This window comes from Amphritea balenae, assembly GCF_003858655.1.
Lineage (GTDB): Bacteria > Pseudomonadota > Gammaproteobacteria > Pseudomonadales > Balneatricaceae > Amphritea > Amphritea balenae.
Window position 1 is genome coordinate 427,797 of the sequence record NZ_RQXV01000001.1, and the last position, 15,554, is coordinate 443,350.

Consider the following 15,554-nt stretch of genomic DNA (forward strand, 5'->3'; position numbering starts at 1 on the left):
TAAAAGCGGCTTTAACTAGTGAGTTCTTAAACAGGAGCCCTCTTAGCTAGACGCCAGTTGAGTTTAAACATAGCTTATCAAAGCCCGCTATCTGGCTGTTAGCGGGTTTTCTTTTGTTTAACGCTGCCCATTTTGATACCCCATCCGACAAAGCAGTTTTTCCTCTGAAACTCTACCAGCTATTATTCATGTAGTTTTTAGCTGACGCTATACTCAGCGATATAAGTAACTCCCGAAGCAGCTTCAGACACAGGACGGTCCATGTTTCCACTCTATCTGTATTTTTCTGATCAGCAGGTTAAATGGTCTGCAACCCAATTGTGGAACAATATTCCGGCCTATTACTGTATTGATGAACAGGAGCTGATCCCCCAACTGTTAGAGTTAAATAAGACCACTAACAACAGACTTCAAAAACAAGCACAGGGCTGGATCAAAGCTATTCGTAGCGATCAGGATCAACAACATTATCTGGATCAGTTTCTGAAAACCTTCAGTCTTGAAACAGAAGAAGGAGTGGTTCTGATGTCTTTGGCGGAGACACTACTCAGAATTCCCGATCAGAAAACAGCCGATGCACTGATAGAAGATAAACTGACCTCAGCACAGTGGCAGTTGTATATGGATGCCAACCACTCTGTACTATTGAATTCTACGGTATGGGGGCTCGCCATAAGTCAGCATCTGATCTCATCAGAAAGTAGCCCTGACAATATCTTTAGTCAGTTGCTGAATCGAATCAGTCGCCCGGTTATTCGCAAAGCACTTCAACAAGCAATGAAATATCTGGGTGAACGTTTTGTGTTTGCGCCGACCATTGCACAGGGAGTACAGCGCATCCATGATCTGGGTGCCAACCAGACTTGTTCCTTTGACATGTTGGGTGAAGCCGCCGTTACCAATCTGGACGCTAAAAGATATTTCAGCGCTTATCTGGAAGCAATAGAAACGGTCGCCAATACGGACTATATTGATCGCCCTGCCCCCTCAGTTTCAATTAAGCTATCCGCCCTCTGCCCACGACTTGAACCTCTTAAAGATGATCAGGCGGTAGATACTGTTGTCGAACGGATGTTACATCTGGTGCTGGTCGCCCGGAATCACAATGTACAAATAACCATCGATGCAGAAGAGTCTGGCCGTCAGGAGCTGATGCTTCAAATTTTTTCAGCGCTGTATCATAACGAGATTTGCAAAGACTGGGGTGGGCTTGGTATAGCCGTGCAGGCCTATTCTAAACGAGCGCTCCCCATATTGGGCTGGCTTAGTTTTATTGCCGACCAGCAACAGACGCCGATTCCCGTTCGCCTGGTAAAAGGGGCATATTGGGATACCGAGATCAAACTGGCACAGCAGGCAGGCCTGCCAGACTATCCGGTTTATACTCAAAAACAAGCGACAGATCTATCTTATCAGGTCTGCGTTCAATATCTTTTAGGTGATAACTGCGCGCTGCTGCAGCCACAGTTCGCCAGCCATAATGCCACTACTATATGTCACATACTAAGTCATGCATCTGACAGCAGTAAGAAACTGGAGTTTCAGCGTCTTCACGGCATGGGAGAGGCGATATACAGTCAAATTCTGGCACAACAACCAGACATGATTTTACGTATCTATTCCCCCATAGGCCCCCACCAGCAGTTACTCCCCTATCTGGTGCGCAGGCTGCTGGAAAATGGTGCTAACAGTTCATTTGTATTACAACAGTTTGATCCTGAAGTCAGTGTCGGCCAGCTTACCCAAACGCCAGAGCACTACTTGAATGAGACTCAACAGTTCCGAAACTCAGCCCTGCCACTACCCGGTGACCTGTTTCAACCGATCAGAGAAAACTCATCAGGTGTGATTCTGGAATCATCCGTACAAAGACAGACACTGCGGGATAAAATACAAAGCTTTGAGCACCATCAATGGCATGCTTACAGCCTGATTAACGGTGACAAGCACCCGGTCCCAGACCCCGTCATGACCTGCTCTCCCTATGACCTGACCCAGATAACAGGTCAACTTCATCCCGCTGGAGAAGATCAGGTACGGGAGGCTTACAGCGTAACCCGGGCAGGCTTCCTACACTGGAATAATCAAACAGTAACCGAGCGCGCAACGGTTATTAAACGCTTTGCCAGGCTCATAGAACAACATAAAGAAGAGCTGATAGCACTCTGTATACGGGAAGCAGGCAAGAGCCTTAAAGATGCCATTGGGGAAATACGTGAAGCCGTTGATTTCTGCTATTACTATGCCGCTCAGGCAACCAAAAACCTGACCGAGCAACTGATGCCCTCGGTCACCGGCGAACAGAATATCCTTAGCTATGAAGGCCGTGGCATTTTCATCTGTATCAGCCCCTGGAATTTTCCACTGGCAATCTGGTGTGGTCAAATCGTTGCGGCACTGCTGGCTGGTAATTCAGTGATTTCCAAGCCTGCCAGCTCAACATCACTGATTGCGTTCCGCGCAACCGAACTGCTATTTGAAGCTGGATTACCCCAAGATGCTCTTGCACTGTTACCCGGCAACAGTCAGGACATAGGCCACTTACTCACCAGCGACTTCCGGCTTGCCGGCATCGCTTTCACCGGTTCTACTCAGGCTGCTACAGAAATTTCCCGACAGCTGACACAACGGGAAGGGGCTCCTATTGTTCCCTTTATAGCGGAAACCGGGGGCCAGAACGCCATGATTGTGGATAGCACAGCACTGCCTGAGCAAGTGATTCGGGATGTGATTGAATCCGCCTTCAATAGCGCCGGGCAACGCTGCTCAGCACTGCGGGTGCTTTACCTTCAGGAAGACACCGCAGATCAGATAGAAGCGATGCTCATTGGCGCCATCAATACATTAAAGGTTGGTAATCCGGGTCAGCTGGATACCGATATCGGCCCGGTGATTAATAATCATGCCCTACAGGCGCTACATGGCCATATAGAGCATAGCCGGGCGCTGGGCCGATTGATATATGAAGCGCCGCTTAGCGAGGAGCATGATGCCGGCTACTTTGTAGCCCCCACCCTCATTCGCCTGCATACAATAGATGAGCTGAGTGATGAACACTTCGGCCCCATCTTACATATCATTCGTTATCAGGCTGACAATCTGGACCGTATTCTGGAAGAGATTAATCGTACGGGTTACGGGCTAACACTGGGAATTCACTCGAGAAACAACACCACCATCGAGTATATTTCAAAGCAAGCAAGGGTCGGTAACATCTATATAAACCGAAATCAGATCGGCGCGATTGTCAGTTCACAGCCTTTTGGTGGTATGGGCCTGTCAGGCACCGGACCGAAAGCTGGCGGGCCAAACTATTTAACCAGCTTTGTACTGGAAAAAACCTGTTCAACGAATACGACGGCCAGTGGCGGAAATCAACAGCTGCTGAATCAAAGCTATATGAGAGAATAAGCACTGACCTGAACTCAGGCCAGTGCGGTTGGAAAGCCGGCCTGGAGGATCAGGCGGGTTCTGCCTCCACAAGGCGATAACAGGGCTGATACTCCTGGTAATTAATCTTCATTCTGCGTTGCTCTACAAATGAGCTCAGCAACTCATCCAGTGCTTCAACCATCTCAGGTTCACCACTGAGTTCAAAGGGGCCATGCTCCTCAATCGCCCGGATACCCGGCTCTTTAACATTACCGGCAACAATACCAGATAACGCCTGACGCAAGGCAGCAGCCAGTAAATAGTCGGGCTGATCATGACTCAGATTCAAACCTGCCATATTTTCATGGGTAGGCTCAAATGGTTGTTGAAACTCTGAAGGAATATGCAATTGCCAGTTAAAATGAAATGACTCACTGGTTGCTTTACGGTAGTCCGTTACCCGGTCCAGGCCCGCTTTCATTTTCACTGCCACATCATATGGGTCATTAACCACTATGTCATAAAGCTTAGTTGCCTCATCACCCAGCGTCGCCCGGATAAAACGATCTACCGTGGCAAAATACTCATCACTTCCAGCAGGACCGGTAAAGATCAGTGGAAATGGCATACTGTGGTTTTTTTCGTGCAACAGAACCCCCAGAATATAAAGAATCTCTTCTGCGGTGCCTGCGCCACCGGGAAACACGATAACCCCGTGACCTAACCGGACAAAGGCTTCAAGCCGCTTCTCAATATCTGGCATGATAATCAGTTCATTGACGATAGGGTTCGGTGATTCCGCAGCAATAATACCTGGCTCCGAAATCCCAACATAACGGGCATCTCCAATACGTTGTTTAGCATGGGCGATGGTGGCCCCTTTCATCGGTCCTTTCATTGCACCGGGACCGCATCCGGTACAAACCCCGTTACCCCTCAAGCCCAGCTCATATCCAACCTGCTTGGTATAAATATACTCTTCTCTACCGATGGAGTGTCCCCCCCAACAAACCACCAGATTTGGCTTGATATGCGGTTCGATCGCTTTAGCATGGCGTAAGATATGGAATACCATATTGGTAATCTGTTCCGCCTCTTCGAGGCCATCGCAACATTTATCCAGCTCATCACCCACATAAAGCAGGTCACGCACAACGGAGAACAGATGCTCCCTGATACCCTGAATAATTTCACCATCAACAAAAGCGCTGGCGGGTGCATTTGCCAGTTCGAGCTGTACCCCTCTGTGTTTCTGGGTTACCTGAATATCAAAATCTTTGTATTTAGCCAGTACCTGTTTAGTACTATCCAATTCACTACCACAGTTCAGCACCGCAAGTGAGCACTGTCTGAACAGGCGAAATAGTCCCGCCTGGTTGCGATCCTGAAGCTTAGCTACCTCATAAGGTGACAAGGTATCCAGACTATCCAACGGCGTAATATTTGCCGTTACAAATTGTTCTGTCATCATAATTTTGCCCCTCTAAAAAAACATTCTGAAGAAAAAATATTGACTACAAACAGGGCTTACATAAGTAAATTATTCTAATTTTGACCTACTAAACTTATGTAAAGTTCAGCTATCACTATAGTTAAATAAACTACGATTCTCCACTAACCTATTGAAAAACAAGAATTAGAATGCAAGTAAACTTTTTACAAATGCCGGTACTTCCTCACTGGCAGAACCATAAAGATGCCGATCAAAAGCTGACTGTTTCTTCGAAGGTTCCAGATTAATCTCTACCGTCTCAGCACCCACACTGTTGGCAATTTCAACAAAGCCCGCCGCCGGATACACATGGCCAGATGTCCCAATCGATAGAAACAGATCGCAATTTTCTAACGCATCGTATATCAGCTCCATCTGCATCGGCATTTCACCAAACCATACAATATCCGGTCTGAGTGTTCCGGTTTTGTTACAGCAGACACAATTTGCATCAGGTAACACATGATTATGCACTTTAAACACTTGTCCCGAGGTCGTGCAACGCAGATTAAGCAACTCTCCGTGCATATGAATCAGGTTCTGGCTGCCGGCACGTTCATGCAGGTTATCAATATTTTGTGTCACTAATAACAATTCACCGGAAAACTGTTGTTCTAACTGTGCCAAAGCCTGATGAGCAGCATTAGGCTGAATATCAGGCTGCAATAGCTGTTCACGCCGCTGATTATAAAAGCGCTGTACCAGTTCAGGATCTCGCTCAAATGCTTCAGGTGTAGCGACATCTTCAATTCTATGTTCTTCCCACAACCCATCGGCTGCACGAAAAGTTCTGATACCCGATTCAGCTGATATTCCAGCACCGGTAAGAATAACAATATTGTGATACTGCATAAGCCTGTTCCCCAAATCGTGGCTGATGGCTTTAATCCTACGCCAACTTCTGGTTAACTAACTATACAGACAGGAGTTTTTTCCTGGCCTGTGCAAAAAAAACTAGTCGGATCGAGAAGGAAACCACGCCATGAGTGCTGATAAACTCTATATCCTCGACACTAACGTTTTACTGCATGACCCAAACTGCCTGTACGAATTCAAAGAACAGGACATATCCATCCCTATGACTGTCCTGGAAGAACTGGACAGCATTAAAGATCGGAAGCAGAACGTCGCACAAGAAGCCCGTTTTGCTATCAGAGCGATTGACCGGATTCTCAGTACCGCCACCCCCTCCCAGATATTGAAAGGCGTTCAGATTCTGGTTCCCGGAACCGATGATGATACCAAGCTGGGTAAGCTGAGTATTTTCCCCGATCATGAACTGACAACCCGTCAGGGCTTTCTGCCCGACGATAAGAATAACGATAATCATATTATCAACGGTGCACTGCATCTGCAGGGTAGTGACCCCCACCGTGAAATAATACTGGTTACCAAAGATATCAATATGCGCCTCAAGGCACTGGGAGCCGGGCTACAGCGGGTAGAAGACTACCGCAAAGACCAGCTGGTTTCCGATGTCGACCTGCTACCCTCAGGCCACTATCATATTGAAGGCAACTTCTGGGAAGCCGTCACTGATGTTAAAAGCTATCAGGAAGGGCCGAATACCTACCACAGAATCAGCCCTGATCTGCTGCCCGACGCTTATCCTTGCCAATATGTTTACGATGACTCCAAGGACTTTGCAGCCCGGGTAGTTTCCGTTGACCATGAAGAAATTGTGCTACTGGATCTGGGCTACGAAAAGCTGATGCAGCAAGACTGCTGGGGTATAACACCGATCAATATCTATCAGGCATTCGCAATGCAATCGGTTTTAGACCCTGATATTGACCTCTGTGTGCTGAATGGCGCTGCTGGCTCCGGTAAAACGCTGATAGCGCTGGCTTGTGCGCTGGAGATGGTAATTGAGTCGGGGGATTACAATAAAATTATTGTCACCCGCTCTACCCCACCGGTAGCAGAAGATATCGGTTTCTTACCCGGTACCGAAGAGGAGAAAATGACGCCGTGGCTGAGTTCTATCCACGACAACCTGGAAGCGATGCATGAAGGTGATGACCGACCTCAGAGCAGCGTGAAGTACGCTATCGAAAAAGCCAATATCCAGTTTAAATCCCTCAACTTTATCCGTGGCCGTAGTATTCAGGATGCAGTCGTGCTGATTGATGAAGCGCAGAACCTGACGCCACAACAACTGAAAACCATTCTTACCCGGTGCGGTAAAGGCAGTAAGATGATCTGCCTGGGCAACCTTGCCCAGATAGATTCCAACTACCTGACACCTTTAACATCAGGTCTGACCTATATCGTTGAGCGGTTTAAAGGTTTCGAAGGGGCTGCGAACATCCACTTCGAAGGTATATTCCGTTCTCGCCTGGCGGAATATGCAGAAGAACACCTCTGATTTATTGTGCAGCACACAAAAGCCGTCATATTTGACGGCTTTTTATTTTTCACAATTTAAAATCCATATTATCAACAGCTTATAGTAAATTATCAGACAGCCTTTACTGCTGTTTATTTTTTAATCAAACTCAGTATAATGCAGTGCAGCATATGTCGGGGAAGGTGCGAATAAGTCCATTATTTTCTCTGCGGGCTATAGAACGGTCAAATGCGCGAAAGATAGTGCAGTGAAATGTCTGGACCTTTTCAAACTATCTGACAAAGCAAGTGACCGTTATAGAGCCCGCCCTCCGGGGCTTTCAGAGAGACTGAATCTCAGTGTTAACATTTTTCGACGTACAACCAGTATGTCTGTAATTGTTGCCTTGATCTTCAACCTCTCTGAAAGCCAGAGGCGTAAGGGGCTTGTTCGCACCTTCCTTAGTTCAGATAATACATTTGCTCTTCCCTATTTTTTGCCGGGCCTGCATCTGCACCCGGCAATTCTTTTTCCTGTTTTAATAAACCTGTCCGCCGTAGCTCAAAAAAGCTAAACTTACCCTTATGATTATCCGTCGCTGTTTTATCTTTATAATCCGCATCTATCAGTATCTGGTTAGCCCTTTTCTTGGGCCAAACTGTCGATTCTATCCCACCTGTTCCGCCTACACCCTGGAAGCGATAGAAACTCACGGCATTCTGAAAGGTAGCTGGCTTGGGATTAAGCGAATAGGTAAATGTCACCCATATAATGACGGCGGCTTTGATCCTGTCCCCCCTTGTGGTTGCCATTCAAAATCGGACAACACTGAATCAGGCTCGGCTCATACAGATAAGTAGTGCTAAATACTTTTTTTTTGGCAGGCTTAAAATTGACCTCTGACTCTACTCCGTCTATAGCTTAAGTAACTGATTTAAAACACTGTCTGCTGTTAAGGATTAGGATGTTCAGTTCTCTGACGGTAATACTCACAGTTACCCTGTATATGGCCGTGCTTTTCGGTATAGCACAGCTGGTTGAACGACGTATTGAAAGTCGTGGCGAGGGCTTTAAAGGACCCTGGATCTACGCCCTGTCTCTGGCGGTCTACCATACATCCTGGACCTTTTACGGCAGTGTTGGTTTCGCTGCCAGCTCTGGCTTATTATTCTTTGGCGTTTATGCGGGCTCTATTCTGGGCGTTGCTTTCTGGTGGATAACACTACGGCGCATGGTGTTTGCCAAAGAGACCTTCCGTATCACCAGTATTGCTGACTTCATATCAACCCGATACAACCGTTCCGAAAGTATCGCCGCGCTGGTTACCCTGATAGCACTGGTCGGCGTTTTGCCCTATATCGCCTTACAGTTAAAAGCGGTGGTCAGCTCATTTCAACTGATCACCGATAATGAAAGCTCAGCCATGGGCTGGGGCCTTTCCGGTCTGTTAATCACTCTGTTCATGGTGGCTTTCACCATTATGTTCGGGGTACGCAGGCTAGACCCTACTGAACGCCATCAGGGCATGATTACAGCATTAGTGGTTGAGTGTCTGGTTAAGCTTGTCGCTTTCATGGCCGTAGGCCTGTTTGTAAGTTACAGCTTATTTAATGGTTTTGACGACATAACCACCCGGCTATTCGATCAAGGCTACAGCAGAGTGATCAGTTTCAGTGCTACAGATAACTCCGGCACTATGTGGTTAACCCTGATTATTCTGAGTTTCGCTGCTGTACAAAACCTGCCGCGCCAGTTTCATGTCGCCGTTGTCGAAAACGCCAACCACCAGCATATAAAAACGGCAATGTGGCTATTCCCTCTCTACATCCTGTTAATTAATCTGTTTGTTGTCCCTATTGCAGCAGGCGGACTATTACTTGGGTTGCCTGAAAGTTCAGCTGATTTTTATGTATTACTATTACCGCAAATGGCCGGCAATAACGGACTGACCCTGCTCGCATTCATAGGTGGATTCTCCGCCGCTACTGGCATGATAATTATCACCACCATGACGCTGTCCACTATGGCATCTAATCATTTGATATTGCCACTGCTCGAACGAGTACCCACTGCGGGTTTTCTTAAACCTTACCTGTTACAGATCCGCTGGTTATTGGTTACATTCATCCTGCTCGGCAGTTACGGCTTTGCGATTGAATTTGGTGATTCCTATATTCTGGTCGCCATAGGCCTGATCTCTTTCGTTGCCGTTTTACAATTCAGTCCAGCCCTGCTTGGCGGTATTTTCTGGAGCAGAGGCAATAGTATGGGCGCCTTTTCAGGGCTGCTGGCAGGTTTTCTGATCTGGGGTTACACACTCATAATCCCGGCCTTTGTTAAACATGGCTGGATGTCAGACTCAATTCTGGATAACGGCCTGTTTGGCATTTCAATATTGCGGCCAGAAGCACTCTTTGGTCTGGATGGCTTAGGCTCAATTCCTCACAGCGTTTTCTGGACCATGCTTTTCAATATTGGCTTCTATATCGCATCTTCACTGCTATACAGCCCGCATAAAGGAGAACGGACTCAGGCAACTGAATTTCTCTGTGCTATGACCCCTGCCCCTAGTAAACGAGCCCGCCCCACCGGGCTGGACCGCTACATCGCCCTGGACGACAAGCTCAATGAAGCGCAAACCTTACTGGAAGGTTATCTGAATAGTGATAAAACCCTCGAGGCCCTGAAAAGGATCACCGAAGATCTTCAGGTTGCCGGTAAAAGCCATATTGCGATCATAGAATTACTGGAATTTCATCGTATGGTAGAGCATGTTCTTGCAGGATCTATCGGTTCTGCCAGTGCCCATAAAGCGATGGAATCCAATATCCGCTATAACAGCCGGGAAGCTGCGGACCTGAAGGCCCTGTACAGTCACTTAGTAGTGGAGCTTAATCAACAACAAGTATCCGGTCATGAACTCCTTGAACAGCCAGAAAGTACACAAAGCTACGGGCTGGTTAATAACTTACAAACTAAAATAAAGAAGCTGGAACAAAAATTAACACTGCGGGATAAAGAACTGGAACAACTGGAAATAAAGCTGGAAAGTCGCTATCAGGAAATTTTCCGTTACCGGCTGGATGCGCAGAAAACCCGTCAGGAAAATGAAAAACTTAAATTACAGATAGAAAAGAATCTTAATATCGAGACTGATTAAAAGCTCTCTCCCAAAGCTCTCTTCTAAGTTGCAGATAAAAAAACAGCCGCAATAGCGGCTGTTTTTGTCTTAAAGCAGATTATTTGCTTTCCACTTTGTGCTGATGAATATCCATCTGAGGATAAGGAATAGAGATTCCCTCTTCATCAAAACGCAGCTTAACGGTTTCAGTCGTATCAAACATCACCGCCCAGTAATCCGCAGAGTTAACCCATGGGCGAACCACGAAGTTCACACTGCTGTCTGCCAGTTCAGAGACGGCAATAACCGGCGCAGGATCTTTAAGAACCCGTTCATCGCTATTGATAATTTCTTCTAATAGCGCTTTTGCCTTCTTCAGATCATCGTCATAGCCAATGCCAAATACCATATCAACACGACGGGTATCACGAGCAGAGTAGTTAACAATAACCCCGCTATAGATATTGCCGTTCGGCACGATAACTTCTTTATTATCACCGGTACGCATAATGGTATTGAAGATACTGATATGCTCTACCACACCAGCAACACCGGCAGCTTCAACGAAGTCACCCTCTTTGAACGGACGGAATACAATCAGCATCACGCCTGCAGCAAAGTTCTGCAGTGAGCCCTGCAACGCCAGACCAACCGCCAGACCGGCAGCACCGACCAGCGCAATCAACGAGGTCGTATCAACGCCCAACTGATCCAGAGCGGCAACAATAATTACCAGAAGTAACAGAATATTTGCGATAGAAGATATAAAGTTAATCAGAATATCTTCCATATTTCCCTTGCGGAGAATTTTCACCAGCAAGTTAATCAGGATCTTAGCAACCATTCGACCGACGATAAAAATCGCCAGCGCCAGTGCAATATTTATGATCCAAGGTAGTACATAGACATCAAAAAAAGACAGGTCCATTTTTCCATTTCCCCTAAACGTCATAGAATCCGTATGCCATTACAGCAACGCCATTACTCATCCCTAAGTGCTTTCTGGTAAGTTCTAATAGCAGGCACTTATAGTAAGTTCTATATAAGCACTAAAATAAGTTCTTCAGAAGCCTTATTTGTTGAGTTCCCTCTCTCCGTAGTGGCGAGAACGCTCGTATATCATAGCTAAAAAGCCTGCTTAAATCAGCAAGACCCGACTATTTTTCCGAGCTACAATAAGCCGCAACACTCTATCGCAAACATAATGAACAGAAGATGACTAACACCGTTGCTATCAATAAATTTCAATTGCGTGACTATCAGTCAGATGCTGTTCAAGCAACCTTAAGCCACTTTCGCAAAACAGATGAATCAGCCGTCATCGTTCTTCCAACCGGCGCAGGAAAAAGTCTGGTTATCGCTGAACTGGCCCGACTGGCTAAGCGAAAGATATTGGTACTGGCCCATGTAAAAGAGTTAGTAGAACAAAATCACGACAAATATCTGAGCTACGGACTTAAAGCGGGTATCTATTCTGCAGGCTTAAAGCAGAAACAAAGCCAGCTACAGGTTACTTTTGCCAGCGTTCAATCCGTAGCACGAAATCTACAGGACTTTGCCACTGAGCACTCTCTGATAATCGTCGATGAGTGTCACCGGGTCAGTGATGAAGAGAATAGTCAGTACCAACAGATTTTTGCCCAATTGAAAGCTTATAACCCTCAACTTAAGATTCTGGGTCTGACAGCTACCCCATACCGAATGGGTATCGGCTGGGTATACCGATATCATTACCGGGGCTTCTGCCGGGCAGATTCTGATCGTCCCTTTCAGCACTGCATCTATGAATTACCCCTACAGTACATGATCAGCAAGGGCTTTCTGACTCCACCGACTATGGTTGATGCACCGGTTGCTCAGTATGACTTTTCAGCCCTTAATGCCAATACGACCGGAAACTACCCCGAGAAAGAAGTTAACCAGTTACTTGTAAGCCACCCCCGGGTTACCGAAGCAATATGCCAGCAGGTAATACAACTGGCTGACTCCCGAAAAGGAGTGATGGTATTCGCCTCAACGGTAAAGCACGCTGAAGAGATACTGGGCTACCTTCCCACAGCACATAGCGCACTAATAACCGGAGCGACACCTCTCCAGGAAAGAGACGCGCTGATTGCGGCGTTTAAACGACAGGAAGTTAAATTTCTAATTAATGTGGCTGTACTGACAACCGGATTTGACGCACCCCATGTCGATTTCATCGCAATTCTCAGACCAACACAATCCGTTTCACTGTTTCAACAGATCGTTGGCCGGGGTTTACGTCTGGCCGAAGAAAAAAAGGATTGTCTGGTGATGGATTATGCCGGCAACGGATTCAATATTTTCTATCCGGAAGTCGGTCAGCCGAAACCTGATAGTAGCAGCGTGCCGGTACAAGTCTTTTGCCCGGTATGTGAATTTGCCAATATATTCTGGGGAAAAACCGATGATGAGGGGAATATCCTTGAACATTTCGGCCGTCGCTGCCAGGGAACTGAAGAAAACACAAAGGGTTCAGTAACTCAGTGTGATTACCGCTTCAGATTTAAAGAATGCCCACAATGTAATGCTGAAAACGATATTGCAGCCCGTCATTGCCACCAATGTCAGCATGCCATTATTGATCCTGATGATCAGCTCAAAGCAGCTCTCAAACTAAAAGATGCGCTGGTCATTCGTTGTGCCGGAATATCTATGACAGAATCAGAAAATAAACTTAAAGTCACATACCACGATGAGCATGGCGAAGAACTTAGTGAACGTTTTGACATAGCCAACCCAAAGCAGCTAAACCGTTTCAATCAACTCTTCGGCCGTCGCTTTGCCCAGAATAGCCAACCAGTACAATTTAAGACACTGACAGAAATATTAAGTATGTCACAATTATTCTGTGCACCGGACTTTGTTATTGCCCGGAAGTCGGGCCATCATTGGCGCATTCAAGAACGAATATTTGATTATCAGGGTAATCACCGTAAAGCCAATCAGCTCTAGGCCGTTTTATTCTGTACCGGCAACCACTGCAACGAATCAAATAAACGCTCCATCACTTTAAGCCTTGGCGTACTGCGGTGCTGAATAAACTGGGTGGGGACCTGGGCAATATCTTCCGGCAGGGATTCACATACCAGGCTATTTCGATAGATGGAAAGCTCCATCACGTTACGCGGCATCAAAGTAACCCCCAATCCCTGAGCAACACACCCCAAAATACCTTCCAACGTACCTAGTTCACTCAATACTAGCTGGTTACTCATATAGTCCCGATTCCATTGCAACGCCTTGTTGCGATAACTACAACCTTCACGAAACAGTACCAGATTATCTGCAGGTTCCAGCTGCGCGGACTTAACCAGAACCAGCTCCTGCCGAAATACATCAATGGTAATCAGGTCTTTATTATCAACCGGACCGCCAACAAAGGCACAATCGATCTTATGATCAAGAACATCCCGCACCAGCTCAGCGGTGGTAGCGGCTGAAATTCGCGGCTGAAGTTTTGGACAAATCTCCCTAAGCGCACCCAGCAGCTGAGGAAGATGGGTCGCCGAAAAGGATTCCATTGCGCCAATCTTCATCTGCGCGGCACCCTTTTCTGCCAACCTTACGGCCACCGCAGCCTGACGTTCCAGTTGCAGTATCTGATCTACATACTCCAGCAGGATCCGGCCCGGACGGGTCATCTCCAGGCCACGACCTTTACGATAGAACAGTTTAGTTCCCAGCTCCTCTTCCAGACGCTGAATCCGGGTAGTGACATTAGACTGGACCGTATTCATCTGTTTAGATGCCGCTAATATACCGCCCTCCTTTGCCACCTTTTCAAACGTCTTAAGTGCGATCAGCTCCATAACATCCACTCAGTCTCTATTATTAATTCTGAATAAGAGAACAATAGTATCTTTATTATTCGTTTGTAAAGAAACCTATAACTAAATACGCTTATATGCAATGTCATCAGGTGCAGTAAAACCAGGTACAAAACTATGAACTCAGCCAACTCAGATAATACTCAACACCTTAAGGTACTAGGCTCAGGTCTGCTTGGCTTGATACTGACTATCGGTATTGCCCGCTTCTGCTACACAACGTTGCTACCGGCAATGCAGATACAAGCCGGACTAAGCGATCTGGCAGGTGGTTATCTGGCGACCATTAACTACATCGGTTATATGTGCGGTGCTCTGCTTGCTGCCACCGTCGGCAATTTGAAAACAAAAGACTTTCTTTATCGGGCAGGCTTGATTACCGCTGTTATTACTACCGCAGCTATGGCCCTGAGCGACAATATCTGGTTTTGGGCTGTGCTACGCTTTTTCTCCGGACTCAGTAGCGCCAGTGGCATGTTGATTAGCGCCGGACTGATCATGAACTGGTTGATTCGTCACGGGCACCGCACCGAGCTGGGTATCCATTATGCAGGTGCTGGCCTGGGGATTATTGTCAGTGGTATCGCTGCGGAGTTGATGATCGGCCATCTCGACTGGCGTGAGCAATGGCTGGCTGTCGGTCTGCTTGGTTCTCTAATCGCTATACCCGCCTGGCGCTGGTTGCCACGCCCAGAAAATGGCCTACAAACCGCTTCAGGTCAGCAACTGAAGGACAATCCTCCCAGCCGACGCTGGATGCTATTACTGGGTGCAATGTATTTCTGTGCCGGCTATGCATATGTAGTTAGTGCTACTTTCCTGGTCGCTATAGTGGAGGCCCAGCCAGGCCTTCAGGGTGATGGCCAGATTGTCTGGATATTTGTCGGCCTGAGCGCTACCCCTGCGGTTATTCTATGGGATAGAGTCGCCCGTAAACTTGGCGAGCTTAATGCTCTGCTTATTGCTTTTTTAATCCAGATTGTGGGCATTATTCTGCCCGCCCTGAATGATAATTTCTGGGTCGTGCTAACCAGCGCGGTGCTCTACGGCGGTAGCTTTATTGCGATTGTCAGTCTTGTCTTAGCAATGGCAGGTCGCTTCTACCCAACTAAACCGGCAAAGCTAATGGGAAAACTGACCCTGCTTTACGGTATCGCACAGATAGGAGCACCTGCTATCGCAGGTATCATTGCTGATAATGGCGGCAGCTATGCTGACTCGCTCTATATTGCTGCTGCGATCTCAGTCTTAGGCGCAATTATGATTCTGGTAATGCAGGCAACTAAGCGAAGGGAGCTGGCACTTACCCAGAACTAACAATAATTCAGAAGAAATAAAAAAACGGCTCGAATGAGCCGCTTTCTTTCTAACTGTTTACAGCCCGCGTTC

10 protein-coding genes are annotated in these 15,554 nt (G+C 47.0%); 6 read left to right on the plus strand and 4 right to left on the minus strand.

The window, feature by feature from the left end; translation table 11 throughout:
• The first annotated feature begins 261 nt into the window (after positions 1-261).
• Positions 262-3,411 (plus strand): bifunctional proline dehydrogenase/L-glutamate gamma-semialdehyde dehydrogenase PutA, encoded by a 3,150-nt coding sequence (putA, locus tag EHS89_RS02000; RefSeq protein WP_124924428.1) that lies wholly within the window; start codon positions 262-264, stop codon positions 3,409-3,411.
• Between the two features lie 49 nt (positions 3,412-3,460).
• On the opposite strand, the gene ppnN is transcribed toward putA, so the two are convergent.
• Positions 3,461-4,843: a nucleotide 5'-monophosphate nucleosidase PpnN gene (gene ppnN / locus EHS89_RS02005; RefSeq protein WP_124924429.1), complete on the minus strand. Its 1,383-nt coding sequence runs from the start codon at positions 4,841-4,843 to the stop codon at positions 3,461-3,463.
• Between the two features lie 165 nt (positions 4,844-5,008).
• Complete coding sequence (gene cobB, locus EHS89_RS02010) at positions 5,009-5,716, minus strand: Sir2 family NAD+-dependent deacetylase (RefSeq protein ID WP_124924430.1); 708 nt, start codon at positions 5,714-5,716, stop codon at positions 5,009-5,011.
• Between the two features lie 130 nt (positions 5,717-5,846).
• On the opposite strand from cobB, the gene EHS89_RS02015 reads away from it, so the two are divergent.
• The 3 genes from EHS89_RS02015 (at position 5,847) to EHS89_RS02025 (ending at position 10,353) form a co-directional block, all read left to right on the plus strand.
• Positions 5,847-7,232 (plus strand): PhoH family protein, encoded by a 1,386-nt coding sequence (locus tag EHS89_RS02015; protein ID WP_124924431.1) that lies wholly within the window; start codon positions 5,847-5,849, stop codon positions 7,230-7,232.
• Between the two features lie 545 nt (positions 7,233-7,777).
• Positions 7,778-8,053: a membrane protein insertion efficiency factor YidD gene (gene yidD, locus EHS89_RS02020; RefSeq protein WP_188885233.1), complete on the plus strand. Its 276-nt coding sequence runs from the start codon at positions 7,778-7,780 to the stop codon at positions 8,051-8,053.
• Between the two features lie 104 nt (positions 8,054-8,157).
• Entirely contained in the window at positions 8,158-10,353 is a 2,196-nt protein-coding gene (locus EHS89_RS02025) for a solute carrier 5/6 family protein (protein WP_124924432.1), read from the plus strand.
• Between the two features lie 79 nt (positions 10,354-10,432).
• Here the strand turns inward: EHS89_RS02025 and EHS89_RS02030 are convergent, their stop codons facing one another.
• Entirely contained in the window at positions 10,433-11,242 is an 810-nt protein-coding gene (locus EHS89_RS02030) for a mechanosensitive ion channel family protein (RefSeq protein WP_124924433.1), read from the minus strand.
• A 287-nt stretch (positions 11,243-11,529) separates the two neighbouring features.
• Here EHS89_RS02030 and radD point away from each other — a divergent pair, with 287 nt between their 5' ends.
• A complete protein-coding gene (gene radD, locus EHS89_RS02035; protein WP_211340272.1) occupies positions 11,530-13,290 on the plus strand; it encodes a DNA repair helicase RadD in 1,761 nt (586 codons plus the stop codon).
• Here radD and EHS89_RS02040 read toward each other — a convergent pair.
• On the minus strand, positions 13,287-14,147 hold the full coding sequence (locus tag EHS89_RS02040; RefSeq protein ID WP_170167386.1) for a LysR family transcriptional regulator: 861 nt from the start codon (positions 14,145-14,147) through the stop codon (positions 13,287-13,289). The genes radD and EHS89_RS02040 overlap by 4 nt on opposite strands.
• Before the next feature lie 135 nt (positions 14,148-14,282).
• On the opposite strand from EHS89_RS02040, the gene EHS89_RS02045 reads away from it, so the two are divergent.
• The gene (locus EHS89_RS02045; RefSeq protein WP_124924435.1) at positions 14,283-15,482 is read left to right on the plus strand and encodes a YbfB/YjiJ family MFS transporter; all 1,200 of its coding nucleotides are present in this window, start codon (positions 14,283-14,285) and stop codon (positions 15,480-15,482) included.
• Positions 15,483-15,554 lie beyond the last annotated feature (72 nt).